Raw genomic sequence first — 25,275 nt, 5'->3', positions numbered from 1 at the left:
GCTCGCGATAGCGTCCATCCAGCCAACATCAATATTGAATGACCCACCGCCATCGCGAGCAGGCTCACTCCTACAAGGACTTTGCATGCTTACCCAGACCCCAAACCCGCCACCAACACTGTGGGAGCGGGCTTGCCCGCGAAGGCGTCAGCCCATCCAACCTAAACCCAACAGCCATAAGTCCCGCTCAACTATTCCCCAACAACCTCAACATAACTCGACTCCCCACCCCCACTCGCCCCCGATAGCCAGCCCCACACAAAACTCAACGTCGTCCACCCCGCCTCATCAACCCCCACCGTCCCCCGCGACCAACCGGAAAGCATCTCGCCCTCCGTCGTCAAACAATGGAAAAGCAGCTCAATCGTATCGACCCCAGTCACCCGGCCAACTTGATGCCCCGTACGAATCCGCCCGCCCTGATAAGAACTCAAAATGCCCGAACCCTCAACACGGTAATGAAACACCGTGTCAGCCCCCGACAACCCTTGAGCGTTGTTCGCTACGGCAAATCGACGCTCGTGCAAACGCTCGGTGATTTGATAAAAAAGGGTTTGCATAAATGTCGCATCCTTGTTCGAAGGGGCTGATCCAATGTGCGAGCATCCTACCCCATCGTTCCGCGGCAGCGGCCAATCCGAGTGCGTCAGTGTCCCGCCCCCGCAGGGCGTCCGGCCCCGCGTGGCCCGGCCTTGAAGCCATGCCCACTCGCCCACCAGGCAATCGCAAACCCGACGCCCGCCAACATCACCATCGCCCACGGAAACGAGGCGACGCCCCAGCGGTCGAGCAACACGCCGCCGACCACCCCGCTACCGGCAATTGCAGCGTTCCAGGCCACCACATTCAACGACAACGCCACATCTGCGCCATCACCTGCTGCGTCGGCCAAAGCCGTTTGCAGTAAGGTCGCCGCACCGCCGAAACTCAATCCCCACACCGCCACACCGATGTAGATCACCTCCGGCCGACGGCCAAGAAAACCCAGCGCGACAGACACCAGCGCAAACGTCGCGAGGCTCACCAGCGTGGTGGTGCGCAGCAGCGGCTCAACCAGTTTGGCCGTCAGCCAGATGCCCACCAGCGCGGCGACTCCAAACACCAGCAACACCAGATCCACGCGATCCGACAACCCCGCCGGCGCCACAAATGGTGCGATGTAGGTGTAGAGAATGTTGTGCGCCAGCATCCAACTGATCACCACCGCCAGCACCGGGCGCACACCCGGCGTGGTCAATACGTTGCGCAGTGACGTGCGCTGATGCGCGGGTTGCGGCGGATAATCGGGCACCTTCACCAGCACCCAGACGATCAGCATCAAAGTCAGCGCTGACATGATCCCGAAAGCGCTGCGCCAGCCCACCAGCCCGCCCAGCCATGTACCCAGCGGCACGCCGAGTGACAGCGCAATCGGCGTACCGACCATGGCCAACGCCAACGCCTTGCCCTGCTGCTCGGGCTCGACCATGCGCCGCGCATAACCGGCCAACAGACTCCACGCGAGCCCCGCCGAAACACCGGCGAAAAAGCGCGCCACCAGCGTCACGCGGTAGTCAGACGACAACGCCGTGATGGAATTGAACAGTAGAAAACCGACGATCGTCAGCAACAGCACATTACGCCGGCGCCACCCACGGGTGGCGATGGTCATGGGGATCACCGCAATCACCGAACCCAGCGCGTACGCAGTCACCATCTGCCCGGCCATTGATGGCGAAATCGCCAGACCTTCGCTGATCAGTGGCAACAGGCCGGCCGGAAGGGTTTCGGTGACGATGCAGAGGAAGCCCGTCATGGCCAGCGCGAGCAACGCGCCGATGGGCAGGCTTTTCGGCGTCGCCGATAGAGTGAGTGAAGGTGTCACGGGGGTACTCCTTGAAAAGCGGAATTCAGATTTAAATACCGATCGGTATAAAATACTGGCGGCAGTCGCCGGTCGTTGTCAACGACTTATGTATCGACTAGTATCCAAATCACTTTCCGAGGAGTTTTTTGATATGGCGAGAACCGGTCGCCCCCGCGCATTCGATCGCGACGATGCCGTCGACCAGGCCATGCACTTATTTTGGCAGCACGGCTACGACTCGACTTCCCTCGCCCATTTGAAGGCTGAACTGGGCGGCGGCATTTCCGCGCCGAGCTTCTACGCCGCCTTCGGTTCCAAAGAAGCCTTGTTCGATGAGTGCGTGCAGCGTTACCTGACAACCTACGCCCAAGTCACCGAATGCCTGTGGGACGAAGCCCTGCCGCCGCGCCAGGCCATCGAAACCGCACTACGCCAATCGGCGCGCATGCAATGCGACGACGGCCACCCGAAAGGCTGCATGGTCACCCTTGGTGTGATGAGCGCGCCCAGCCCGGAAAACACCCGCGTCGTCGAAGCCCTCACCCAGTCCCGCGCTCGCACGCGTGCGGGGATTCTCAAGTGTGTCGAACGTGGTGTAAGTGAGGGGCTGTTAGCGAAAGATGCGAGCGCAGCAGCGATGGCGACGGTGTTCGACAGCTTCCTGCAAGGCATATCCATCCTCGCCCGCGACGACACGCAGTTGGAGGGCATTGATGCAGCCATCACCCAAGTGATGCGCACATGGGACGTGATGGCTACGCCGCAAAACTGAACACACACTCACCTGTGGCGAGGGAGCTTGCTCCCGCTGGACTGCGCAGCAGACCCTCTTTTTGATTTCAAAAAAATGGGGCAGCGCTGAACGGATCAGACTACAACCGAATGCGTATTTGCCTACGAAATCTTCGGGAAGTGGCTGGCTTGGACTGTGCTCCCCGCCACTCTATCGTCAACCTATTTCGCCCAAGGCAGTACGCCGTTCTACCCATCCAGAACAGGCCAAACCCTTGGGCGTTTTTTATCGAAGAACGTGCGGGCCTAAAGCAGATGAACTGTGCCCCGCTCACTCATAAAACTTCCCAGCCAACAAAATAGCCGCACACCGCCGCCAGACATTCGACACTGCCGCATCCGCCTGAGCATTCCTCGAAGTAGCAACCGCCCAAGCAGCTGCCGCATCAAGAAACGTATCAACCGATCCATTTTCCCAGCCCGATGCGTCCGCCTCATAAGGAGACGATGCAGTCGCCTCCTCCAACGCCCGCTCACGGGAGAAATCTGCACCCAGCGCAGCGACGAACTCGGTGAACGATTGCTCATCGGTCACACGTTCCAGCAACTCATCAAGATCTACAGACATAATCATCCTTGCGTCGAAAGGTTAGCGCCGAAAAACACGTGATAATCACGAGGAGCCCAAGCGCTACGCATCAACCTCAACATAACTCGACTCCCCACCCCCACTCGCCCCCGACAGCCAGCCCCAGACAAAACTCAACGTCGTCCGCCCCACCTCATCAACCCCAACCGTCCCCCGCGACCAACCGGAAAGCATCTCGCCCTCCGTCGTCAAACAATGGAAAAGCAGCTCAATCGTATCGGCCCCAGTAACCCGGCCAACCTGATGCCCCGCACGAATCCGCCCGCCCTGATAAGAACTCAAAATGCCTGAGCCCTCCACACGGTAATGAAACACCGTGTCAGCCCCCGACAACCCTTGCGCGTTGTTCGCTACGGCAAATCGACGGTCGTGCAAACGCTCGGTGATTTGTGAAAAAGCAGATTCCATAAAGGCTGCGTCCTTGTGTTCAGAGTTTCCGTTCCGGTTGCCGATCATCCTAACCCAACGTCCGACCATCATTGGGATGGTGCCCGCCACGCAAGCGCAAAAACTACAACATCGCAGGCAATCGCCTACAACCACCTCGGATCTCACCGACTTGTTTGTCCTCAGGTCAAACCCTATCGTTGAGCGCTTGCCGCAACCCAAGCAACTCGCTTTAACCCCATCAAGAACGGATTCATATGAACTGGGTCAGCCATTACCTGAAAAGCTTCAAAATAATTTCGAACAACTATCGATGGTTTACCGCCAGCTTCATCGCGGTATCCACACTGTTCATACTCTGCAGCGCCCTCAACTCCCTACTTCCAGTACTACTTAGAAATGCCGCAAACACCTTTGACGGCGCTCCGAACGCAAGCACCCAATTCCTCTTATTCGCAGGTTGCTACGCCTTACTCTGGACAGTCTCACAAGTGCTTTCCAGCGTCCGCGGCGTCTTTTCGGCGTGGATACTCGCCAAGTGCGACGCGACTCTTTACGAAACCATCCTCACCCGAATTTTTCAGTACGCTCACAGCAAACAGCGAACGCTCGACCCTGGCTATGTAGCGGCTGACATCAATCGATCGGCCAGCAGTTTCAGCCTGGTCACTGTTGGCGTTTTCTGGACCATCGTTCCTATCGCAGTTGAAGTCATCGTCGCCATCAGCGTGCTTTACACCATCATGGGTGCGGCTTACGCGATGCTGTTTCTCGTCGCCTGCGTCGCACTGACATCCCTGGCCATCTACGTCGCCAAGTCCAGTTCAAGCATTCATCGCGCCTTGTTTGAAGCCGACAACAACCTTTCAAGCTATACCGTCGAAAGGCTTGGCAGGGTTTACGACATCAAGATCAACAACAGCTTGCCCAAGGAACTCGCCCTTGGCCGAACCTTCTTCAACAACTACGTCAAAACCATCAGAGACGCCAACCTTCGCATGGGCATTCGGATTGCCTGCCAAGGCTTGGCGATTGGCGCCGTACTGACATTTTTCATACTGTTATCCGGCCTGTACTACCGCACGAATTTTACGGCTGGCGATTTCATCATGATCGTTGGATACATCACCCTGTTCACCCTGCAACTCCATCTATTGGCGGGCACTCTGTTCAACCTTCAAGCCCACCTCATGTCGTTGAACGACGGCATAAAATACATCGAAGAAGACATTAAAGAGCAGTACCACCCGAAGCATCACGCAGACGTCGAAGGCTTTACGCTCACAGGCGTAACACTGACAAAGGACAGCAGAACCATCCTGAACAACATCAACGGTCAGTTGATGTCTGGCGTAAATATCATTTCAGGAAAATCCGGCGCGGGAAAAACAACGCTGGTAAACATTCTTTTGGGTCTCGAAGAATCCCATACAGGAACGGCCCTCTACAGAGGACACCGGATCAGTGAGGCACTCACCGAACACATACTGTCAGAGGTTTCCGTCGCGCCGCAAAAACCGGTTCTAGTGTCCGGTACGCTCGAAGATAATCTGCTGTATGGCGCTGATGACGTATGCCAAAAAAGACTGCAGGAAATTGTCGAACTGCTCGGATTCACACGGCAAGGCACTGACGCTGACGCTTTGCTGGCAACAGTAATAGACGTCGCCGGCAGCGGATTGAGTGGTGGTGAAAGACAGCGAATCGCCATCGGCCGGGCGATATTAAGAGACAAACCCACGCTGATACTGGATGAACCCACTGCCGCGCTTGATGAACGAACCGCGCACAAAATCGTTGAATGGCTCGCCCTGCATACACGCAACTTGATCATCGTCACCCATGACGAAAAGCTGAAAAAGAAGTACGGCATAAACATAGAATTGAATGAGACCACCGCTGACTCTGTTCAGGTGTGACCCGACGGAGTGCAAAAATCAGGATCGTCGGGTGCGAAGGCAACTTGCCCAAACGCTTTTCCACGCTAACTTTAAGGTCAGTGACAACAACGACCCCGCCCTCGCCCAGTACGAATCCACGGGAGGCTTGATGAACAACTTCCCAATTGTCGCCACCGTGCTCTCGATGATCCTTGGGCTCTCCGTCACGCGCCTCCTGCTCGGCGCGTTAACCGTATTCCGCATCCGCCGCGTGGCCGCGCCAGACTGGGTGCCGCTGGTCTGGGCGGTGATGCTGTTCACCACACAGCTGGAATTCTGGTGGGCCGTCAACGCACTGTCGACGGTCAAACAGACCTTCTCGTTTCTCGAGTTTCTATTGCTGGTGATGCTGACACTGTCGCTGTTTGTAACGGCGGCGTTATTGCTGCCGAGCCGCAGCGAAGATGAGCAGAGCGGATTGCGCGTCTACTTCGAACAGGATGGGCGATACGCATTGCTATCGCTGTCCACGTACTTGTGCCTGGGGATGGTCGTCAACGTCATGTTGTTCGGCGCCTCGCCATTAGCACTGTGGGGCCTGCTGGACGTGATCATGATTGTGCTGCCAATCTGCGCGTTCTTCGCGCGATCGCGTAAAGGCTATACGACCATCACCCTGATCTACGTGCCTCTGAGCGTGATCGACTTCATCATTTCGCTGGCGACCTGAAGCACCCTTCTTGCCTGAAGCCCGCTAAACCTACAGGGTGATCCCCTCCACTATTTTCTTTCATACGCGCATTTTTATCGGCTCTGGAACAAGGCCTAGGTGGTTGTGTTTTCACCGCGAATAACAAGACGTTTCCTACAGATTGGCCTATGACCTGACTGTTAGCCTCCGGCTTCCCTTACATGGAAAGTACAGAGAGGACAGGATTGAGCGAGACATCCGATTGGGTAACGGCTTGCGATCACATCATGCCGAACGTTTGCCGGCCCGCCCCCGTTAACGCCTTGCGAACGCACGCAACATCCAGGCCCGCCGTGCCGCCACAGCGCCAAACACTCATCGACAGTGGCCCGCGTACCGCCAGCGCAACAACCAGAATTGCCCTGCGCATCGGGGTGTTTTTTGATGGCACCGGAAACAATGCGGCGAACACCGCATTGGGTTTGGCGTGTGGCGCCCAACATCCCATCAAGCCAGAGGATCGGGGCGCCAGTTGCAAGCCCTATATGAGTGATCCTGATAGTAGCTATGGGTGCGACACTACGAACATATCCAAGCTCTTCGATCGTTATCAGGTTGCCAGTGAGCCCACTGCCGATGGCATGAACATATTGGCGTTGCGAAAGGTGTACGTTGACGGTATCGGCACCGTGTCGGGAAAAAAGGACAGTCTGGTGGGTGCAGGCATGGGACGCGGCGACACAGGGGTTGTCGGACGGGTTGAACAGGCATTTCAATCAATCGACCAGCATATAAAAAACACCCTCCTTGAAAACCCTGGTGGCGAAATAACCTCGCTCACCTTTGACACCTTTGGCTTCAGTCGAGGCGCTGCGGCAGCAAGGCACTTCGCGAATGAGGTGGCGCTCGGAAAAAAAGGACTACTCAAGCAAGCCTTGGAAGCGAACGAAGAAGGCTTCGGCAAAACCTTTCTCGACTTTTATAAAAGCGATATCAACATGGGCTTCATTGGCCTGTTCGATACCGTCGCGTCCATCGCCGGGTGGAGTAACTTCGGCAGGGTACAAAGCGCTACAGCACCTGGACTCCATTTGTATCTACCTCGTTCGCTGTTCTCAAACGTGGTGCATTTGGTGGCGCGCGATGAGCACCGGGCAAATTTCCCATTGAGCCGGGTGAAGCCAGATCATCTGGAAATTAGCTTGCCCGGGGTGCATTCGGATATCGGCGGAGGCTATTTTGCTGAAGCGGAGGAATGTGTTCTGGTGGGGCCTATGCAAGGGCTAACCGTGACAAAGGGAACGGCTATTACAACGACCTCAATCTATCGTGATGCTGAGAAACAAAAAGCTCGGATGGTTGCGGAAGGCTGGCCTGCGTCCATGTTGGATATCGTCACTCCAAATCCGAAGCTACTGGATGTCGACTCGCAGGATCGAATGGCCGACCGAGAGGAACGTGTCTATGCAGGGCTACAGTTCGCGCGCCCTGTTCGGGGTGATTTATCCCGAGTGTATTTGCGGGTCATGTACGAGCTTGCAAAGCAAAAAGGCGTGCGTTTTCAGGAAATCCCGGAGATCCCTGACTATCAGGTTTGCGCTGAACTCCAAGCGCTTTGTGATAGGTTCGTTTCTGGTGATTACAGTGTTTCCCCCTCTGAGGAAGCACTATTGAAGCTGCGTTACATCCACACCTCTGCCCACTGGAATAACCCTTTGGACGACAGTAATCAGCACGAACTGAAATTGTTCTACATCAACGCCCCTACAGAAGACGGGGTGCGAGTTCAGCACCCGCATGTACCCGATTGAGGTCAAGGATGAACAGATTATTCATGGCACTGGCCAGCATGTTACTGATTGGCGGGTGTCAGGCTACTGACCCGTTATCGAGTGAAAATGACCAGCATTTGCGGTGGTGGAGCCTCGACTTTCAAGGGCCGGATTACATGCTCGGGGAAGTAGAACTGCGCATAGTCGAGGACATCGATGGTCAGCAATTTCGCCTCTCAGGCGGTGGCCCAATAGGAACCGATACCCCAGAGGATGGCACCGAATCAGCGAAGGGATGGCACGACACTGGCGGTAAAAGCATCAACCCAGTGAGTGGAGCCGGGTTACCCAAACGAATCTTCGTACGCTGGCAATCCATTGTTGAGCCTCAGACCTACAAAGTCTGGGTGGATATATCAGAGGAAGCCCGACAAGCCTTGAAAGCTTCAATCGCTCGGCGATGCCCGGAAACGCCAAACAAACGCGCCCCTTATGCCGCCTCAATGACGTTAGGATTAGCGCCAGGTGGTGTCGTCCAAGTCTGGGTGAAGGACAGCTGCTTCAAACCCATTAATGTCGGTCGCGCCCAAGCTGAAGTGGAACCTCTAGGCCCGAGCCAGGGAAAGACCGAAGGCCGTTATGCCTACAAGCTCAACGATAAAACCCAGCGTTACATCGAACGCTTCGGCATCCCTTATGGAAGCTGGTAATGCCGCGACTGGCGCTACTCGGGGCGTTCAAACTATGCCAGCAAGAAAATGCCAGATCTTTCTCAGCAGTCACGTACACGTTTGGGATACTTGTTATGCCTGTTTCCACTGATCAAAACACCGCTTTCGTTTTATGCGCAGCTTCCGATAACGATCTTGAACATCTGGTAACCATCAGAATTGAGGCCATGCGCGAGAGCCTTGAGCGGCTTGGTCGATTCAACCCGCATCGTGCGCGCGAACGATTTCTTGATGGCTTCGACGCCCGCAACACACGCCGCATAGAAGTATCAGGTCATGTGGTTGGTTTTGTCGTTGTTAAAGACCACCAAGGCGAGCTATTGCTTGATCACTTGTATGTGATCCCCAGTGCTCAAGGAGCAGGGATCGGCTCTGGCGTTCTGACGCAGATTTTCAAAGAAGCCGATGAGGTCGGGCGCGCCATCAGGGTTGGCGCGCTCAAGGAAAGCGCTTCAAATCGTTTTTACACTCGCCATGGCTTTGTATTCGTCGAAAGCGGTGAATTCGATAATTATTATGTTCGGGTCAGCGGGAATGCTGATAATTCCGCAGACGCAGATCGGTTGATCTAAACCCGGTCGCGCTGCGGCAGATCAAGGTGGCGAACGATGCGTAGCTCCGTCCCCAATCGTCCGCCACAAGTTACCTAGCGCTTAAGCCGAAGCCTTCAGCTCAACATTATCCAGCGCCTTATTCACCGCCAACTCCCCCAACATCACAACCTGCGCAATCCCCAACAACGTATTGCGATTCGGCCCCTCCAGCATCCCGGCAAAATCCCCAAGCATCACCGTCGCCGAGGCCAAAGACTCACACGCATTGACCAGCAACGTCTCAGTATCGGATTGCGGATTAACCATGAACATAGTGCTGGGGCTATACGGCGTGGCCATGATCTTCTCAGGCGCCAGATAATGATCGAGCGCCCGCTCCGCCGCATCGTGAAGCTTCCTCGAATCGAACGATTCATAAGGTGACGCCGGATCCGTCACCGGTGCCTTCGGTGGTGTAGTGCTCATCATCTAAAACTCCAATCAGCAAACATCAAATAAACCCCTGTAGGAGCTGCCGAAGGCTGCGATCTTTTGATCTTTTCTTACAACCAAACGCAAAATCAAAGGATTGCAGCCTGCGGCAGCTCCTACAGGGCGATCGCGGCGGAATCGCTAGTGCGGCAAGCGACGGCCATCCAGGACTCGATTGACCATCAGCTCACTCAGCATGATCACCTGATGCAGCATCAACAGCGCCCGGCGCTGTGAGTTGTCAACGTCATTGCCGATATCACGCGCCATGTCGCTGGCGGCGGCTAACGATTCACAGGCTTCGACGAGCAGGGTTTCTTCGTCCACGGCGGGGTCGACCAGGAAGATCTGGCTGGTTTTGCGGGAAGGGATTGAGAGTTTCAGTGCGTCGGGGTTGAGGTAGAAATTGATGGCGCGTTCGGTCGCCTCTTTTATCTTATGAGGTTCGAGCGCTGGGTCGTACGGGATCGGATCGGCGTCCGGTGGGTTTGGCGTGACTTTGAACATAGATGAAGCTCCGTATCAATAAAATAGGAGCCATCACCCTCGCTACCAAACGATGGGTGGCGGCCATGCGCGGGTTGGTAGACCGGTCGATACGGAACCCGGCGCTCACGAATGAGCCCCACGCATGTCCACCATAAAAACGCGGCTAGGAAAGCAGCTACATAAGGTGGTGTCATACGACCATACCAAGGCGGGCTACCAAACCCGATCACTGTTTTGCAGTGACCGAGTGACGATATAGCCAGCCCGGTAGTCGCGTATGCCAGCGGATTCTGAGGTGCCCGTAGGCAACGGCGCAAGGCGTTGTAGCCTTTATGGCGTTACGGATTGTGTAATTTATACGTGCTCGGCTGGTTATGTTTAAGCAACAGCCCACCAATAAAAAGGCCCTGTTTGGCCCCTTTTTTAACCCCACCCCCAAAAAAAAACAAAACTACAGCCTGCTAGCGATTTCCTTCCAAATGTAGGCGTAGTCGTATTTAAGCCAACGCACCAGCACCTTATCGAGCTGCCGACGAAACCAATGACACTCTTTCGCAGCCAACCTTTCCTCTATCGACTCCCTTAGAGATTCGGGGTCGAAGCCTGTCCATACCGAAGGTACAACCTCCACAAGATTGGTGAAACACACCGGCGCGAACTTTGAATAGAGGATTTCGTAAAGGATGTCAGGAGCGACGCCTCTGACCTTCCTCGCCAGATAGTCATATTCGACCGGAAGTCGTTAAATAGCTCGGAGAGTGCGGCTCTGACTTTGGCCAGTTGTGGCTCAGTCAGAAGATGTCCTAATGCGGAAACCCATCTAGCTCTTTATCTATTTAATTCGCAACTGCGTAGCCAGCGACACTGCCGGCAAAATCTTATCTCTAATGAAAACCACTGCGCTATATCTGGCGCCAGACCATTCTGTAACTATGGTGGCGCCGCATTTAGCTTATTAAACACAAAAATATTTGAATTTACTGCTTATGCTTCATACAAAATATTTTTTGTTGTAATGCAAATAGGGCGACAGCTAATGTCAGAATATTTATCAAAGCTAAAAACCCAGCAAATCGCTCGGGCCCGCCCGACCTTATTACGAAAGGAGCACAGATATGCTGATTCGAAACACCGCTCCAGATTGACAAATACGTTAGAATTGTGATCAGCGCGAGCCCCAGCATTACCCAGCTACTACACTTCATCCGAAAGTGCTTGCTCTCATAAAGCGATTTTATATACGAATCCCTATCTAGTTTGCATTCAGACTGATCAAGAATATTAGGCAACGCAAAAGCAACAATGCCGGTATTAACAAGCATCATTATGGTACGCAAGCCAAATTGCTCGTAGAAACACCAAATGCGTAGTGGAGTCATCAACTCCTGAATCTGACAACTAATAAAACCGAAATATGATGCAATCGCTTCAAACATAAATATCCGCCTTAAACAAACTCGGAGTTACGTGCAGTCCAGTAGTTCCAGTTCGCCTCTACAAAATGACCCAGCTTATTAGCGAACACAAACTCTTTGGGAATTATGTACTCCGAGCCAGTTTCGTCTTTAATTTCTTTAACTATCTTAGCTTTAAGGAGAGAAAGTTCGATTGGCGCAACCACTGCAGACTTGTCTTTATTATTAACTACCTTCTCATTATGAGCAGCTATTTTTTTTCTATCCGCAATAGCGTGATCTAATACTTTCATGCACAATTCCGCACCAACTGCCACTCCCTTTTTATTAGTTGCCACAGCACCTCCAAGAAACAAACTGACTTTCGGCCCATAAAGCTCGTAATAAAGATGAAGAAGACCTGTAGACACTCCTCCAGAAATAGTAGGAATAAAGTGCGAGTTATGAACGTGACTTGTGTAGCGATTGATTGACTCAGCAAGCAACGTTATGTCCTCCGTAGCATTGTAGTGTCTTTTGTTACCTGGAAGAGCGACAAAACCACCCGGATACATGATATCCACACCGCACTGAGACAAAAATTTATCAAAAAACACATCGGGTATACGTTGAGATAGTGCTCTCTTAATAAGCGGGTAAGATGTAATAATTACATCTGGGTTTACTTCTTTCACTTTTTTTATTTTTGATATAGCATCAAGCCCGGCATCGATTTTAACCGTAACAGGAGAATTCGAAATGCTATTAGATAATTTCTCCACAGCCGCTTGAATATCGCCAAAATAGTTACTGAGATTTACAGAATACGCAGAAACATTGCCTCTAGGCTTCTTTAGCTCCGCGACTTGACAGGCTAGGTCGATATGCCAGTCGAGGTCGTCCGAACTCAAAAGCATTTTCCTAGTATCAGGCTCGACAATATTGAAACCAAGTTTTGCGGCTTCTAGGCATTGATGGCTAAAGTCTTCATTAATCAGGCCAAGTCTCGGCTTAACTGAGAAACCTAGAAGTGGAGTAAAATCATCCAATTTGAATTTTGAGCGAATCGAACGCGGCTGTGTACGCTTTAAAACTAGATTATGCTCAAGCTCTTGCCACTGAATATCATTGATGTGAATTCTTTTAATTGATGCGTTTGAAAAACTGAACATATCCCCGACTACAGAGTCAATGAGATGAACATCTCCTCCGGCATCGATCGGAAAATAGCGCGAAGGAATTTTTAACTCAAAAAAATATTCTTTACCTCTAATATGAGTAAATTTATTCTCAGAGCGCCTAGGATCCAACGTGTGTTGAACATCCAAACTTAGGCTATCGACGATTTTTTTTGAATAGTTATCAAAGCTTCCGGCGAGCATATTTTGCCGAAGTGATTGAAACACGTTATCAATTGTATTAGTCGATTCTTCAGAAAGCTCTATCAACCCATTAATAGTTATACGTGGCATATTAAATTATCCGGATTAAATATAGCTGTAATTTCAAACGCAATATAAGACTCACTAAGCTTTCCTAATATACTATGAGCTTTCTTTGCTGCGTCTTCCAATGAAGAGGCTATCGGTATAACGCTTTTAAAATCACCAACCTCCGCGAGCACCGCCTCAATTGATTTGCCTACAACAACTTTATTGACAACCCCCCAAAGCTTACGATTGGTGTTATAGCCTAATCTCAACTCTACTTGTCTGCCTTGGTAAATATGATTCTCCGTAAATTGTCCGCGAGAGCGGCGTAACTCCCACGTTTTTTGATTGCCAGCAAACCATGTAAAAGGTTCTTGTGAGAGCGGAACGAACAAGCGTGCATATTCAAAGCTAGAGATGCCCTCCAGCTTTCTCCAATAGTAGAGCTTTACACTGGGTTTACCCTTAGGAAAAAGATCACCATCAGTAACAAAGGATATCGTACTTTGATTCCTTAGTTTGATTTTTTTGAAACCTGCATATTCTAGAAAATCGTGCGACTGTGATTCGGCAACTCCGCATGTTCGGATAATTTCTACATGCTTCATTGGTACAGGCAGGATGGCAGGAAGAGCCTGCAACATCTCCTCCATCAAACGGGTGCCTATATTGAATCCAACATACTCCTTTGCACGGGCGATTCGGCTTACCCAAATCAACCCAAGTTTTTTCTGCACCGCCTTACGGACTTCTGTTGTCACACTCCCCCAATTCTCTAGGTTTACCCCATGAGCCTCGTATAGTGCCGAATCAATATCAAATCGACCTTTAGGGTTACCAAAATTTAAAGTATCCAAAATACAGCAAGCAATAATTTTCTCTCTTTCCTTGAGAGCAAAAAAAATCCCTTTATTTGGAGATGACAAATAATGGACTTGCGATATTAAAGCGGCACAAGACTTTTTATCTCTTTCGGTGACTACAATTGAAAACGTTAGAACTGGTAGCCTTGGAATATTTATTGCTTTGCAATAGTAAGGGTAAAGCTGCACTTTACTATTGTCTACATCAATACACACCACCTTATTCTCATCCAGGGTTAAATTAGCTCCAGATTCAAGCAGTGCAAACTTGTAAAGTCTTGACAAACCGAACGGTATGTGAATTTCTTCCCGATTAGCAAGGCGCAAAATGCGCTGACTGGATATGATCTTCATCCCTAAAAGCCTTCTAGATAAGCCGCATTTGTACGCACAAAGTTAATTTAAAATAAAATTATTGCGTCAATCCACAAATAAAAAGCAGTCTGTGTTTTCAATATTACCTTTACCTAGATCACATGCTATTTTTTCAGCATTAACTTTGCAACGTGTTGTGGAAAAACATCTCTATTTCGAAAGTGCTAAGCTTTGAAGTGTAGACCATGGAGCAAGCGTCCTTTTGCTCCCAGACCACCTGCTCCGCCCCGATTCGCAACCTCCGCCGCCTATCACCCAGTGGCAGGTCTTCACCCTGTCGTCTTGAACAATTTATTCAAGTAATACCTCAAACTCCACCGATCCTTCGGCCGCGGCTTATAGTGCGTTTTATTCCTCTGCCCCGGCTCCCCACCCGCCCCACTCGCCGTGTAGTAATAAAGCGCAATCGACCGCCGAGTAATGTGCTCCGGCGTAGTCAACGGCTCCGGATGCCCATGGTTACTATCCTTATCCGTATTAAAAATCACACACCGGTTATAAACCGGCAGCACCTTCTTCAGGCACTTCTTCATCCCCACATCCCACAGCTCCAGGTTGCCGCCGTACGCCTCCTGCCAGTCCTCAGTCAGGTAAATAATCACGTTCAACCGTCGCTCAACGTTGAGCTTTTTGTTCAGCCGAAAATCCGAGTGCACGCCCAGGAAGCCGCCGGTTTTGGTTTCATGTAATCCGCCACCCGCGAAGTAAGGATCTGGAATCAGCCCTTGGATGCCGGTGAGTTTTTCGAGGAATTCCAGCATCGGTGCGGAGTTGAAGGTGTTGAACACGTTCTTCAGGTAGGGGCTGCAGGCGTTGGGGCTGATCTGGCGTTTGAGTTGGCCTTTGTAGCCGCGCTCGTAGATTTGTTCGTTGTTGGTCGGTTCGACCGGGAAGTGTTCGCGGATGCTGGCGATGACGTCGGCTTGCAGGAAGTTGTCGATGACGATGTGCGGGAATGGTGTGGCTTGGGTGTATTCGCTGGTCAGCGATTCGCCGAAAGCGCTGGCGGCGTTTTGGTCGAAGTCGAGTTCCGGGGTCAGGGTGATGGGGAGTGTTTGCGTGTTGGCTTGCATTGCCGCTCCAATGTTCTTCAAGTCTTTCAGGTCACGTCAAACAGGGCCAGGCGCTCGGCGCGGTGCCGCTGTTTGTTCGCTGGGTACAGTGGCGAGCAGGTTGCCATGTCGGCAAAGGCCTGCCGAGTGTACTTTTCCGAAACGTGCTGTGGCGCTGTAACGACATGTTTCCGGCTGTCACAAACTGGTCATATTTCCTCTGCTAATCTCCTCGGCGCCCTACCCCTACACCCCTGTCCTAGAGCTCCCACACGAAGGTGCCGCCACGGTGTTTCCGACTCCCGTTCGCCAGCAAATCATCCTGCGCTCCGACAACCTCCGTTCGGACGACTTCGGTGCACTTTTTTCGAAGTTGTTTGGTAATCGCTATGCCGATAATCCGCCGCTGCCGTCGAACATCATTATTGGCGGTGTTTACGGGCGGCACGATGGTGTGAGTTTTCGGCGGATGCATTATCACGGCGATTTCACGGTGTCTTTTCCGGATCAGCAGGATGAGATTACGTTTGTCATTCCTACGGCGGGCAAGATTGTTTTTAACCATGCGACGGAGTGTGTAGGCGTGACGCAGGTTGGGCTGGCGATTGATAAGGCTGAGATTCGCTCGATGCGGTTTTTTGATGATCATGCGCATCATGGGATTTCGGTGAATCGGCATCAGTTGACGGAGCGGTTGTCGGCGCTGTTGGGTAAACCGATTCTGGAGAGGATTGTGTTTGAGCCGAGTGTGAATCTGGACTCGGCGGCGTTTCAGGGGATCAAGGCGTTGATTGATCTGGCGACGGGCGCGGAGTTTGATGCGTTGATCAACAGCGGGACGTTGATGCCGTCGCGGTTGCGCGAGATGTTGATTGATGCGGTGCTGGAGGCGTGGCCGCACAATTTCACCGATGCGCTGCGACGGCCGGCGCCGATGGTTGCGCCACGGCATGTGAAGTTGGCGGTGGAGTTTATTCAGGCGCATCCGGAGCAGTTGGTGAGTGGTGTGGATCTGGCGCGATTGAGTAATGTGAGTCAGCGGGCGTTGCAGGAGGGGTTTCGCCGGTTTGTCGGGACGTCGATTGTGGCGTATCAGCGGCAGGTGCGGCTGGAGCGGGCTTATGAGGTGCTGGCGCGGCGGGAGTCGGGGTCGGTGACGGAGGTGGCGTTGAGGTTTGGGTTTAGTAATGTGGGGCGGTTTTGTCAGTATTTTCAGGGGGCTTATGGGGTGAGTCCAGCGGAGTTTCGGGCTCGGGGGTGATCCTTTATTTGCCTGGGACACCATTGTGGCGAGGGGATTTATCCCCGTTGGACTGCGGAGCGGGCCTGATTCTTTGGGGCCGCTGCGCGGCCCAGCGGGGATAAATCCCCTCGCCACAGGTTTTGTATCAGGCTTATGGATTTGAGTCTGGCTCTCAGATTTTGGGGTCGTCCTTGACCTTGGGTTTTTAGAAGGCGTAGCTGGCTTTTAAGCCGCCGTTGAAGCCGTGGCTGTCGCCGCCGCCATTGGCACCCACTTCTGCGCCCAGGCTCAGGGCGCCGAGGTTGGCCATGACGTTGACCCCGCCAGTGAACTGATCGCGGTTGTCGAAGGCGGCGCGTTGTTCGATATCCAGCCCTAGCAGGTGGCTTTGGCTGTCGACTTCGTTATCCCCCAGTGTGCGTTCGTAACCCACTTGTACGCCCGGCACCAGTTGCCATGCGCCCATCGCCACCGGGGCGAAACCGACGTTGAGGCTGGCGACGGCGCTGCGGCGGGTGGCGGTGTTGTCGTCGACGTCGAGGGCCAGTTCGCTGCCCTTCTCTTTGAAGCCGTTGAGGTCGAGGTGGCTGACTCGGAAACCGAGGCTTGGCTCGAAAACCATGCCGTTGACCGGGGCGCGGTAGCCGAGGGCCAGCGTAGCACCGGTGAGGTTGCCGTGGGTGTCGCCCTTCGCTGAGCCGAGGCCGCCGCCGAGGTCGCGTTTGCTGTCGTAGTCGATGTAGCCGGCGCTGGCGTTGGCGTCGAGGAACAGGCCTTGTTCCAGGCTGGTGAAGCCGTAGCGGGCGCCGACGTTGAGGAAAGTGAAGTCGGTGTCGGCTTCGCCACCCGCACCGCCGACGGTGCCTTTGCTGTAGCCGAAACCGCCGCGTGCGCTGAGTTGTTCGCTGAAGCGTTGGGTGACCCCGACCATCAGGCCTTGGCTGTGTTCGTTGCTGCTTTCGGCGTGGGACGAGCCGTCGGTGCCGAGGTAGCCGGCCAGCGCGGTCGTCCACAAGCGGTACTGGCCGACTTTGAGGTCGGTGCCGCTGGCGAACGGTGCGGCGGCTTGTTCGATCATCGCGTTTTGGCGCAGCAGGTAGCTGGCGGCGTCGGCGTGTACCTGGCCGCCGACCTGGGATTCGACACCGCCGAGGGTGCCGGCGTCGATGGCCGATTGCAGGTAATAGTTGTAGGCGCTGTAGGTGCCGGACAGATTGGTGTTCTGCAATTCGCGGAGCAGTTCGGCGCCGGCAGCGGCGTTGCCGATCAGCCCGGCCTGACCCGGCAGGCTGTTGTATTCGACGAGTTTGCCGCGCAGGACGTAGATGGTTTCCTGCGACAGGCCGAGGCCTTGTTTGAGGTAGTTGTCCATGGTGCCGTATTGCGCGGTGACTTCATCGAGGCCGGCCTGCAAGTAGCTGGCCTGCACGCCGAGCAGCGGCCCGTAGACGGCAGCCATGCTTGGCGGCATCGCTTTCAGCGTGGCGGCGACGCGGGCGGCGGTGTAGTCGTTGGTCGCCAGGTAGTTGGCCATGATTGTTGCGTTGTCGACACCGGCGATGCTTTGCAACACGGCGGCGGTCCAGCCGGTGCGGTCTTTACCGGCGGTGCAGTGGAACAGTTGCGCGGCGTCGACGCTGGCGAGTGCGTTGAACAGCGTGCCGAACTGGCTGCGCATGCCGGCATCGTTGACGAAAGCACGGTTGGTCTGTTCCATCATGGCGACGGCGTCGGCGGCGCTGTTGAAACTGATGTTGGTAATGTTCGAGCCGGAGGTGGTGGCGCCGATGATGTCGATGTTTTGGTAAGTGGCGCCGTTGAGCATGGTGTCGGGCGTGCCGGCGATTTCGCTCGGGGTGCGCAGGTCGTAGACGGCTTTGATGCCGAGGCTGTTGAGCGTCGCCAAGTCTGCCGCCGACGGCGTGATCGCGTTGGAGCGATAGAACACGCCCGCGCGCATGGTGCCGTCGTGGGCGGTGGAATAGGCAGTGGTGATGCCGGCGACATCGCGGAAGTTGTCGATGCTTTTCAAGCGCGGCGTGTCGAGGGGCACGGACTCGGCAGCGTGAGCAGCGGCGATGGACAGGCTCAGTACGGACAGCGAACACACAAGACGTTGAAACACGGTGCAGCCTCATTGTTTAAGCGTTGGGCTGCTGACTATGCGGAGCGAAGTGATACTGAATATGACAGTTTCGGTTTGTCGCGAAATGGCTGCGCGATTGGGCCATCCGGTGCGTGATTGGGCTGTGGGGGTTTAAGTTTTGGGGTGTCAGTTGGGTTGGTTGTTGGCTGGGATACCGCTTTCGCGAGCAAGCTTGGCTCCTACAGGGATTGTGTGTGTCTGTTGAATGTATGGGCACCGCCGAACATTGTAGGAGCTGAGCTTGCTCGCGAAAGCGTTGGGTCAGCGACGGTGATGTCGACTGGCATACCACTTTCGCGAGCAAGCTCGGCTCCTACAGGGATTGTGTGTGTCTGTTGGATGTATGAGCACCGTTGAACATTGTAGGAGCTGAGCTTGCTCGCGAAAGCGGTGGGTCAGTGCCGGTGATGCTGGCTGACACACCGCTTTCGCGAGCAGGCTCGGCTCCTACAAAGTCCGCGGTGGTTTGGGGTTATTGGGTGAACCGCACGCCCGGTTTTGCGCGTTCGTCGACGCTGAGTTCGAAGATGTCCGGGCGGGCGTAGTGGCCGACGACATCGTAGTCGTAACGCGCGCGGATCAAATCATCCGTGTCGATTTCTGCGCTGATCAGCCCGGCTTCATTGCGCAGCGGCCCGGCCAGAACGTCGCCCATCGGCCCGATGATCACGCTGCCGCCGGCGATCAATGGGCGCTCGGCGGGCCAGTTGGCAACGTCCACACCCAACTCGCGCGGCGACGCCTGCACCTGGCACGCACTCACCACGAAACAGCGCCCTTCATGAGCAATGTGGCGCATGCTGACCTGCCACATTTCACGCTCATCCACCGTCGGCGCGCACCACACTTCTACGCCCTTGGCGTACATCGCGGTGCGCAGCAGCGGCATCATGTTTTCCCAGCAGACCACCGCGCCGAGCTTGCCCACCTGCGTGTCGAGCACCGGCAGCGTCGAGCCATCGCCCTTGCCCCAGATCAGCCGTTCAGTACCGGTCGGCATCAGTTTGCGGTGCTTGCCGACCAAACCCTCGTGCGGATCGATATACAGCACCGTGCAATACAACGTGCTACCCGCGCGCTCAATCACGCCGATCACCAAATTGGCGCCGGTGCGCGCCGACAAACCGGCCAGCGCTTCAGTCTCGACACCAGGCACATCGATGGCGTTGGCAAAATACCGCGCATACGCTTCGCGCCCTTCCGGCAAGCGATAGCCCAATTGCGTACCAAAACCCTCGCCTTTCGGATAACCACCGAGCAGCGCTTCCGGCATCACCACCAATGCCGCGCCGGACTCAACGATGGCCGCTTCATAACTGAGAATCTGTTTGAGGGTTTCGCCTTTGCCACCCGGCAAGGAGCCGATTTGCAGCGCAGCAACAATTGATTTGGCCATGTCAGTTCACTCCATAAGATCAGGTGTTGCTGATTCTCCGGCCGCACGGGATCATGAATAAAGTCCGATTCACTGCTGAATGATATGAGCCTTATGAATATCGCCACCGTCGACCTCAATCTGCTTAAAGTCTTCGAAGCCCTGCATGAAGAGTCCAGCGCCAGCCGCGCCGCGCTGCGTCTGGGCGTGACGCAATCGGCGGTCAGTGCAGCGTTACGGCGTTTGCGCGATGTGTATGGCGATCAATTATTCGTGCGCACCGGTCGCGGTCTGGCGCCAACGCTGAAAGCCAATCAGTTGAAACCGGTGGTCAGCGAGGCGTTGAACAAGTGTCGGCAGAGTCTGGCGATGGTCGACCCGACCACGCAGCAGTACGAGGGGCGCTCGGTGACGGTGGGTCTGTCGGATGATTTCGAGATCGCCTACGGCCGGCGTCTGATCGAGGAAATTGCCCGCAGCGCGCCGAAGTTGCGCCTGATCTTCCGCCAGACCCACAGCCAGATCGTCGCCCGCGATCTGATGGAGCGCAGCATCGATCTGGCAATCACCGCCGGCGGTTTTGCCGAGCGCCTGCTCAGTCGTCAGGTGTTGGGCGAAGGCGGTTACGCGTGCCTGGTCGATCCGGCGAGCCTGGCGCCCGGTCAGCAGCAGATCGATCTGCAGGAATTCGTCGCCCGCGAGCACTTGCTGGTGTCGTCCGGGGGATTTATCGGGATTACCGATGAGGGGCTGGCGGCGCTGGGTTTGAGTCGTCGGGTCTGCGCCTCGACCACGCATTTTGCCGCGCTGCCTTATCTGCTCAAGGGCAGCCAGGCAGTGGCGACCATCCCGACGCACGCCGCCGAGAGTATCGCGGCGATCAGCGGGCTGACGTTGCTGCCCTGCCCGCTGCCGTTGCCGCGCTATCCGATCGAACTCGGCTGGCGCACCAGCACACAGATAGATCCAGTGGTGGTGAAGGTTCGCGAGGCGATTGCCGCCACGTTCACACCGGGCTGAGGCGTTACTTGTTCGCCGCCATCAGGCGATTGACTTCACTGCGCACCATGTTGGCGAATTCCGGCGGCGACATCGTGTCCAGTTCCGAACGTACCCATTCCGCCCATTTGCCTTTGCGCTTGCCGCGCTCGCCGAACAAACGCGCGGCTTCGCCTTTGGCTTTGCCCAGATTGTTCTGCCAGAGTTCGAACAGACGGGATTTCTCGTCCTCGAGCGCCGCGCGCTCAGCGAGGGATTTGTCGGCCAGATTGAAACTCATGGGGATTTATCCTGCTGCGTAAAATGGCGACATCTTACACGCTCGGCGGAAATCTCCTGCGCAGGTTTTGCCTGTTGATCTACATTCAGTGCAACTTTTCGCGCACCGTCGCACTCCATTGATCACGTCCATTCAACTGCAAGGAGTCACCCAATGGCCCGGAAATCCGCCGTGCAAGCCGCCCAGGATCAAATCAAGGATCAAGCCTTCAGTGAGCTTCAGGCGTTGATCGAAGAATCCGACAAACTGCTGAAGAACAGCGCTTCACTGGTTGGCGAGGAAGCGGAAACCCTGCGCGGGCAAATCGCCCAGAAATTGCAGCAGGCACTGGAATCGGTGTCGAGCGTGCGCGACCGTACCAAGCCAGCGGTAGACGCCACCGAAAGCTACATCGGCGGCCATCCATGGCAGACCGTGGCCATCTCGGCCGGTTTTGGTCTGGTGGTGGGGTTGCTGCTAGGTCGTCGTTGATTTCTTAAGACCGAGTTGACGCCATCGCGAGCAGGCTCACTCCTACAGGGGAACGCATTTCAAATGTAGGAGTGAGCCTGCTCGCGATTCGATTCTGAAAGCGCACAAATGTCAGACCGACAGCAGCTCATCAATATGCAGATACTCAGCCTGTAACCCCGCCGCCAATTCCCGCGCCCGCCCCAATCGAATCGGCCCTCGCTCGATATCGATCAACAGCCCCGGACACGCCAGCGCCGGTAATCCCGTCCACGCCTTTAACCGCCCATCCGTGACCACCAGCAAGCGCTGCTGCTCGGCCGGAAAACGCTTGCGCCGCACCACCAGCCATTCCTTTGCCTGTACCAACGCCGCCACCAACGGCGTGCCACCGCCGGCACCCAACGCATCAAGCCAAACGCGCAAACCACTGGACGCTTTCAACCCCTGTACCTGCCACTTCGGCGCCGATCCGCTGGCCGTCAACAACGCCAACCGTGCGCGTTGGCGATAAGCATCATCGAACAGTTGCGCGAGCAGACCTTTGGCATCGCTCAAGGCCTGATGCCGGCGGGTAGACGCCGAGGCATCGACGATCACCAGCCACAGCTCATGCGGCGTGCGGGTGCGCAGTTGAAAGAGCAAATCGGCGCGAGTTTGCGGGCGGCCGTTGAGCAGCGTCGCCGGCCAGTTCACCGAACCGCTGCGAGCGGCGTGGCGTTTGCCTTGGCGTCCGTTGTCCAGCCGACCAGCGCGGGGTCTGGCATTCGCCCCCGCGTCGGATCGGGGGCGAATGCCTAAGGCTTTTTTGGCCAGCTCGGCACTTCGCGGCGGGCACCGGTGGCGAGGGCCGGCGCGGGCATATCGCCCCACTGCCCCTGCCCTTCGCTTGGTTCGGATTGAGCGTTGCTCGGCGATTGCGGTGGTTGTTGCGGACTCGACGCGGTCTGCTCGCGACGGCGATGGCGCAGTGCGAATTCAGCAACGGCGTCGATATCCGCTTCGCTGATCGCCTCTGCACCGCACCATGCCGCGTGCGCCCGAGCGGCGCGCAGCCACACCAGATCCGCGCGCAATCCATCGACGCCGGCAGCAAAGCAACGCTCAGTGATCTGCGCCAGTGCGGCGTCGTCCAGCGGGATGTTGGCCAATGCACTTCGCGCATGTTCGCAACGCTCACGCAGGGCTTGTTGCTGGGTTTCCCACTGCGCGCAAAACCCTTGCGGATCGCTGTCGAAATCCAGCCGACGCCGAATGATTTGCCCGCGCTCGGTCGGCGCGGTGTGGCCGCTGAGGGCGACGTTCAAACCGAAACGGTCGAGCAATTGTGGACGCAACTCACCCTCTTCCGGGTTCATCGTGCCGATCAACACAAACCGCGCCGAGTGGCGATGGGAAATGCCGTCGCGCTCGATCAGGTTGGTGCCGCTGGCGGCGACGTCGAGCAGCAGATCGACGAGGTGATCGGGCAGCAGATTGACCTCATCGACGTAAAGCACACCGCCGTCGGCCTTGGCCAAAACGCCGGGAGAGAATTGCGCGCGGCTATCGCTGAGGGCCGCGTCGAGGTCGAGGGTGCCGACCAGGCGTTCCTCGGTGGCGCCCAGCGGCAAGGTGACGAACTGGCCGCTGGCGAGCAGATCGGCGAGGCCACGGGCCAGGGTCGATTTGGCCATGCCGCGCGGGCCTTCGATGAGCACGCCGCCGATTTTCGGGTCGATGGCGGTGAGGCACAGGGCGAGTTTCAAGTCATCGGCGCCGACCACGGCGGAGAGGGGGAAATGCGGGGTGTCGGTCATTTGGATTTTCTCGTTCGCGGTCTTTTGTGTGCTTGGGGGTGTGGGGTGTCAGTTGGGGTGGCCCTCACCCTAGCCCTCTCCCGGAGGGAGAGGGAACTGACCGAGGTGATCTCTCGAGTTATGCCGGCCTGATAGATCGAGTTGAACTCAAGTTTTGAACACCCCACAAATCGGCCCCCTCTCCCTCCGGGAGAGGGCTGGGGTGAGGGTAGCTTTTAACCGGCTACACATCTTCTTCTATATCCAACAACAAATTCTCCAGCGCCTCTTTATAAGCCCCCGGCTCCTGCCACATCCCGCGCTGCTGCGCCTCTAGCATCCGCTCAGTCATATCACGCAGCGCATGCGGATTATGCTCGCGGACAAAATCCCGCGTCGCTGGATCGAGCAAATACGCATCCGCCAGCAACGCGTACTGGTGATCATCGATCAACTTCGTCGTCGCATCAAACGCGAACAGGTTGTCAACCGTCGCCGCCATTTCAAACGCGCCTTTGTAGCCGTGACGCTTGACCCCGTCGATCCATTTCGGATTGGCTGCCCGCGAGCGAATCACCCGGTTCAGCTCTTCCTTCAACGTGCGGATTTTCGGCAGATCCGGCTGGCTGTGATCGCCGTGATAACTGGCCGCCGCTTCGCCGCGCAACGTTTCGACGGCGGCGAGCATGCCGCCCTGGAATTGGTAATAGTCGTTGGAATCGAGCAAGTCGTGCTCGCGATTGTCCTGATTCTGCAGCACTGCTTGCACCTGGCTCAGGCGCTGGACGAATTGTTCGCGGGCGGCGGTGCCTTCGTCGGAACCGCCGTAAGCGTAGGCGCCCCAGTTCAGATAAACCTCGGCGAGATCGTCGCGGCTCTGCCACAAACGACCGTCGATGGCGCCCTGCACGCCCGCACCGTAGGCACCGGGTTTGGCGCCGAAAATCCGCCAACCGGCCTGACGTCGTGCAGTGTCTTCGTCGACGCCCGATTGCAGCAGCGCCTCGCGTTCGGCGCGGACTTTCGCGGCCAATGGGTTGAGGTCGTCCGGCTCATCCAGCGCGGCAACGGCTTGCACGGCGGCGTCGAACAGGCGAATCAGGTTGGCGAAGGCATCGCGGAAGAATCCGGAGACGCGCAGCGTGACGTCGACACGCGGGCGGTCGAGCAGGCTCAGCGGCAGAATCTCGAAATCGTCGACACGCTGACTGCCCGTCGCCCACACCGGACGCACGCCCATCAGCGCCATGGCCTGAGCGATGTCGTCACCGCCGGTGCGCATGGTCGCGGTGCCCCACACGGAGAGGCCGAGTTGGCGCAAGTGATCGCCGTGGTCTTGCAGGTGGCGTTCGAGGATCAGCGTGGCCGACTGGAAACCGATGCGCCACGCAGTGGTGGTCGGAAGGTTGCGCACGTCGACCGAATAGAAATTGCGCCCGGTGGGCAGGACGTCGAGGCGGCCACGGCTGGGTGCGCCGCTGGGGCCGGCGGGCACGAAGCGGCCGCTGAGGGCGTCGAGCAGGCCACGCATTTCGGCGGGGCCGCAGGCGTCGAGGCGTGGGGCGACGACTTCGCGCAGATTCTCGATGATTGCGCAGACCTCCGCCCAACGCGGTTCCTGTAGGAGTGAGCCTGCTCGCGATAGCGGTGTGTCAGTAAAATCAATGTTGGCTGACACTCCGCTATCG

At 55.9% G+C, this 25,275-nt stretch carries 25 protein-coding genes and 1 pseudogene; 9 read left to right on the top strand and 17 right to left on the bottom strand.

Annotated features, from left to right (window positions below):
* Positions 1–191 precede the first annotated feature (191 nt).
* Both QMX93_RS20535 and QMX93_RS20530 read right to left on the bottom strand, forming a co-directional pair.
* Positions 192–560 carry a hypothetical protein gene (locus QMX93_RS20535; protein ID WP_282357797.1) on the bottom strand — a complete coding sequence of 123 codons (369 nt, stop codon included), beginning with the start codon at positions 558–560 and terminating at the stop codon, positions 192–194.
* Positions 561–646: 86 nt separating this feature from the next.
* Positions 647–1,864: an MFS transporter gene (locus QMX93_RS20530; protein ID WP_282357796.1), complete on the bottom strand. Its 1,218-nt coding sequence runs from the start codon at positions 1,862–1,864 to the stop codon at positions 647–649.
* 133 nt (positions 1,865–1,997) lie between these two features.
* On the opposite strand from QMX93_RS20530, the gene QMX93_RS20525 reads away from it, so the two are divergent.
* A complete protein-coding gene (locus tag QMX93_RS20525; protein WP_282357795.1) occupies positions 1,998–2,618 on the top strand; it encodes a TetR/AcrR family transcriptional regulator in 621 nt (206 codons plus the stop codon).
* Positions 2,619–2,909: 291 nt separating this feature from the next.
* Here QMX93_RS20525 and QMX93_RS20520 read toward each other — a convergent pair whose 3' ends face one another.
* Together QMX93_RS20520 and QMX93_RS20515 are read right to left on the bottom strand one after the other, a co-directional pair.
* Positions 2,910–3,206: a hypothetical protein gene (locus QMX93_RS20520; RefSeq protein ID WP_282357794.1), complete on the bottom strand. Its 297-nt coding sequence runs from the start codon at positions 3,204–3,206 to the stop codon at positions 2,910–2,912.
* Between the two features lie 63 nt (positions 3,207–3,269).
* Positions 3,270–3,635, bottom strand: a complete 366-nt coding sequence (locus tag QMX93_RS20515; protein WP_282357800.1) for a hypothetical protein — start codon at positions 3,633–3,635, stop codon at positions 3,270–3,272.
* Positions 3,636–3,871: 236 nt separating this feature from the next.
* Between QMX93_RS20515 and QMX93_RS20510 the strand changes: the two genes are divergently transcribed.
* The 5 genes from QMX93_RS20510 (at position 3,872) to QMX93_RS20490 (ending at position 9,260) form a co-directional block, all read left to right on the top strand.
* Positions 3,872–5,533 carry an ABC transporter ATP-binding protein gene (locus QMX93_RS20510; RefSeq protein ID WP_282357793.1) on the top strand — a complete coding sequence of 554 codons (1,662 nt, stop codon included), beginning with the start codon at positions 3,872–3,874 and terminating at the stop codon, positions 5,531–5,533.
* Positions 5,534–5,663: 130 nt separating this feature from the next.
* Positions 5,664–6,224, top strand: a complete 561-nt coding sequence (locus tag QMX93_RS20505; RefSeq protein ID WP_282357792.1) for a hypothetical protein — start codon at positions 5,664–5,666, stop codon at positions 6,222–6,224.
* A 206-nt stretch (positions 6,225–6,430) separates the two neighbouring features.
* On the top strand, positions 6,431–7,996 hold the full coding sequence (locus QMX93_RS20500; protein ID WP_349016445.1) for a DUF2235 domain-containing protein: 1,566 nt from the start codon (positions 6,431–6,433) through the stop codon (positions 7,994–7,996).
* Positions 7,997–8,004: 8 nt separating this feature from the next.
* Positions 8,005–8,667 carry a DUF2931 family protein gene (locus tag QMX93_RS20495; protein ID WP_282357790.1) on the top strand — a complete coding sequence of 221 codons (663 nt, stop codon included), beginning with the start codon at positions 8,005–8,007 and terminating at the stop codon, positions 8,665–8,667.
* Between the two features lie 95 nt (positions 8,668–8,762).
* Positions 8,763–9,260 carry a GNAT family N-acetyltransferase gene (locus QMX93_RS20490; protein ID WP_282357799.1) on the top strand — a complete coding sequence of 166 codons (498 nt, stop codon included), beginning with the start codon at positions 8,763–8,765 and terminating at the stop codon, positions 9,258–9,260.
* Positions 9,261–9,341: 81 nt separating this feature from the next.
* Here the strand turns inward: QMX93_RS20490 and QMX93_RS20485 are convergent, their stop codons facing one another.
* The 7 genes and pseudogenes from QMX93_RS20485 to QMX93_RS20455 all read right to left on the bottom strand — a co-directional run bounded on the left by QMX93_RS20485 (position 9,342) and on the right by QMX93_RS20455 (position 15,337).
* The gene (locus QMX93_RS20485) at positions 9,342–9,707 is read right to left on the bottom strand and encodes a DUF6124 family protein (RefSeq protein ID WP_282357789.1); all 366 of its coding nucleotides are present in this window, start codon (positions 9,705–9,707) and stop codon (positions 9,342–9,344) included.
* Between the two features lie 147 nt (positions 9,708–9,854).
* Positions 9,855–10,220, bottom strand: a complete 366-nt coding sequence (locus QMX93_RS20480) for a DUF6124 family protein (protein WP_282357788.1) — start codon at positions 10,218–10,220, stop codon at positions 9,855–9,857.
* A 433-nt stretch (positions 10,221–10,653) separates the two neighbouring features.
* Positions 10,654–10,997, bottom strand: a pseudogene (locus QMX93_RS20475) (hypothetical protein).
* 182 nt (positions 10,998–11,179) lie between these two features.
* A complete protein-coding gene (locus QMX93_RS20470) occupies positions 11,180–11,638 on the bottom strand; it encodes a hypothetical protein (protein WP_282357787.1) in 459 nt (152 codons plus the stop codon).
* 11 nt (positions 11,639–11,649) lie between these two features.
* Entirely contained in the window at positions 11,650–13,068 is a 1,419-nt protein-coding gene (locus tag QMX93_RS20465) for a hypothetical protein (protein ID WP_282357786.1), read from the bottom strand.
* Positions 13,056–14,243: a hypothetical protein gene (locus QMX93_RS20460; protein ID WP_282357785.1), complete on the bottom strand. Its 1,188-nt coding sequence runs from the start codon at positions 14,241–14,243 to the stop codon at positions 13,056–13,058. The genes QMX93_RS20465 and QMX93_RS20460 overlap by 13 nt, the downstream gene beginning before the upstream one ends.
* Before the next feature lie 290 nt (positions 14,244–14,533).
* Entirely contained in the window at positions 14,534–15,337 is an 804-nt protein-coding gene (locus QMX93_RS20455) for a 2OG-Fe(II) oxygenase (RefSeq protein WP_282357784.1), read from the bottom strand.
* A gap of 268 nt (positions 15,338–15,605) precedes the next feature.
* Here QMX93_RS20455 and QMX93_RS20450 point away from each other — a divergent pair, with 268 nt between their 5' ends.
* A complete protein-coding gene (locus QMX93_RS20450) occupies positions 15,606–16,577 on the top strand; it encodes an AraC family transcriptional regulator (RefSeq protein ID WP_282357783.1) in 972 nt (323 codons plus the stop codon).
* 187 nt (positions 16,578–16,764) lie between these two features.
* Here QMX93_RS20450 and QMX93_RS20445 read toward each other — a convergent pair whose 3' ends face one another.
* On the bottom strand, positions 16,765–18,684 hold the full coding sequence (locus QMX93_RS20445) for a tyrosine-protein phosphatase (protein WP_282357782.1): 1,920 nt from the start codon (positions 18,682–18,684) through the stop codon (positions 16,765–16,767).
* Positions 18,685–19,177: 493 nt separating this feature from the next.
* Positions 19,178–20,101: a carbon-nitrogen hydrolase family protein gene (locus tag QMX93_RS20440; RefSeq protein WP_282357781.1), complete on the bottom strand. Its 924-nt coding sequence runs from the start codon at positions 20,099–20,101 to the stop codon at positions 19,178–19,180.
* Between the two features lie 84 nt (positions 20,102–20,185).
* On the opposite strand from QMX93_RS20440, the gene QMX93_RS20435 reads away from it, so the two are divergent.
* A complete protein-coding gene (locus QMX93_RS20435; RefSeq protein WP_053120825.1) occupies positions 20,186–21,100 on the top strand; it encodes a LysR family transcriptional regulator in 915 nt (304 codons plus the stop codon).
* A gap of 4 nt (positions 21,101–21,104) precedes the next feature.
* On the opposite strand, the gene QMX93_RS20430 is transcribed toward QMX93_RS20435, so the two are convergent.
* Positions 21,105–21,359 (bottom strand): hypothetical protein, encoded by a 255-nt coding sequence (locus QMX93_RS20430; RefSeq protein WP_053120827.1) that lies wholly within the window; start codon positions 21,357–21,359, stop codon positions 21,105–21,107.
* A 153-nt stretch (positions 21,360–21,512) separates the two neighbouring features.
* Here QMX93_RS20430 and QMX93_RS20425 point away from each other — a divergent pair, with 153 nt between their 5' ends.
* The gene (locus tag QMX93_RS20425; protein WP_008088645.1) at positions 21,513–21,830 is read left to right on the top strand and encodes a DUF883 family protein; all 318 of its coding nucleotides are present in this window, start codon (positions 21,513–21,515) and stop codon (positions 21,828–21,830) included.
* A gap of 111 nt (positions 21,831–21,941) precedes the next feature.
* Here the strand turns inward: QMX93_RS20425 and QMX93_RS20420 are convergent, their stop codons facing one another.
* The 3 genes from QMX93_RS20420 to QMX93_RS20410 form a co-directional block, all read right to left on the bottom strand.
* The gene (locus QMX93_RS20420; protein ID WP_282357798.1) at positions 21,942–22,625 is read right to left on the bottom strand and encodes a VWA domain-containing protein; all 684 of its coding nucleotides are present in this window, start codon (positions 22,623–22,625) and stop codon (positions 21,942–21,944) included.
* On the bottom strand, positions 22,607–23,608 hold the full coding sequence (locus tag QMX93_RS20415; RefSeq protein ID WP_282357780.1) for an ATP-binding protein: 1,002 nt from the start codon (positions 23,606–23,608) through the stop codon (positions 22,607–22,609). The genes QMX93_RS20420 and QMX93_RS20415 overlap by 19 nt, the downstream gene beginning before the upstream one ends.
* Before the next feature lie 223 nt (positions 23,609–23,831).
* On the bottom strand, positions 23,832–25,275 hold a 1,444-nt coding region (locus QMX93_RS20410), incomplete at its 5' end, for a cobaltochelatase subunit CobN (RefSeq protein ID WP_282357779.1).

The organism is Pseudomonas sp. PS01303 (assembly GCF_029959385.1).
Taxonomy (GTDB): Bacteria; Pseudomonadota; Gammaproteobacteria; order Pseudomonadales; family Pseudomonadaceae; genus Aquipseudomonas; species Aquipseudomonas rustica.
The sequence above is the reverse complement of the archived record's forward strand: the minus strand, read 5'-3'. Positions and strand labels throughout refer to the sequence as shown.

What these genes read in the sequence shown, in the direction of transcription:
- QMX93_RS20535 (WP_282357797.1), bottom strand. Translation starts at nt 560, where the DNA reads ATGCAAACCCTTTTTTATCAAATCACCGAGCGTTTGCACGAGCGTCGA.
- QMX93_RS20525 (WP_282357795.1), top strand. Translation starts at nt 1,998, where the DNA reads ATGGCGAGAACCGGTCGCCCCCGCGCATTCGATCGCGACGATGCCGTC.
- QMX93_RS20520 (WP_282357794.1), bottom strand. Translation starts at nt 3,206, where the DNA reads ATGTCTGTAGATCTTGATGAGTTGCTGGAACGTGTGACCGATGAGCAA.
- QMX93_RS20515 (WP_282357800.1), bottom strand. Translation starts at nt 3,635, where the DNA reads ATGGAATCTGCTTTTTCACAAATCACCGAGCGTTTGCACGACCGTCGA.
- QMX93_RS20510 (WP_282357793.1), top strand. Translation starts at nt 3,872, where the DNA reads ATGAACTGGGTCAGCCATTACCTGAAAAGCTTCAAAATAATTTCGAAC.
- QMX93_RS20505 (WP_282357792.1), top strand. Translation starts at nt 5,664, where the DNA reads ATGAACAACTTCCCAATTGTCGCCACCGTGCTCTCGATGATCCTTGGG.
- QMX93_RS20495 (WP_282357790.1), top strand. Translation starts at nt 8,005, where the DNA reads ATGAACAGATTATTCATGGCACTGGCCAGCATGTTACTGATTGGCGGG.
- QMX93_RS20490 (WP_282357799.1), top strand. Translation starts at nt 8,763, where the DNA reads ATGCCTGTTTCCACTGATCAAAACACCGCTTTCGTTTTATGCGCAGCT.
- QMX93_RS20485 (WP_282357789.1), bottom strand. Translation starts at nt 9,707, where the DNA reads ATGAGCACTACACCACCGAAGGCACCGGTGACGGATCCGGCGTCACCT.
- QMX93_RS20480 (WP_282357788.1), bottom strand. Translation starts at nt 10,220, where the DNA reads ATGTTCAAAGTCACGCCAAACCCACCGGACGCCGATCCGATCCCGTAC.
- QMX93_RS20470 (WP_282357787.1), bottom strand. Translation starts at nt 11,638, where the DNA reads ATGTTTGAAGCGATTGCATCATATTTCGGTTTTATTAGTTGTCAGATT.
- QMX93_RS20465 (WP_282357786.1), bottom strand. Translation starts at nt 13,068, where the DNA reads ATGCCACGTATAACTATTAATGGGTTGATAGAGCTTTCTGAAGAATCG.
- QMX93_RS20460 (WP_282357785.1), bottom strand. Translation starts at nt 14,243, where the DNA reads ATGAAGATCATATCCAGTCAGCGCATTTTGCGCCTTGCTAATCGGGAA.
- QMX93_RS20455 (WP_282357784.1), bottom strand. Translation starts at nt 15,337, where the DNA reads ATGCAAGCCAACACGCAAACACTCCCCATCACCCTGACCCCGGAACTC.
- QMX93_RS20440 (WP_282357781.1), bottom strand. Translation starts at nt 20,101, where the DNA reads ATGGCCAAATCAATTGTTGCTGCGCTGCAAATCGGCTCCTTGCCGGGT.
- QMX93_RS20435 (WP_053120825.1), top strand. Translation starts at nt 20,186, where the DNA reads ATGAGCCTTATGAATATCGCCACCGTCGACCTCAATCTGCTTAAAGTC.
- QMX93_RS20430 (WP_053120827.1), bottom strand. Translation starts at nt 21,359, where the DNA reads ATGAGTTTCAATCTGGCCGACAAATCCCTCGCTGAGCGCGCGGCGCTC.
- QMX93_RS20425 (WP_008088645.1), top strand. Translation starts at nt 21,513, where the DNA reads ATGGCCCGGAAATCCGCCGTGCAAGCCGCCCAGGATCAAATCAAGGAT.
- QMX93_RS20415 (WP_282357780.1), bottom strand. Translation starts at nt 23,608, where the DNA reads ATGACCGACACCCCGCATTTCCCCCTCTCCGCCGTGGTCGGCGCCGAT.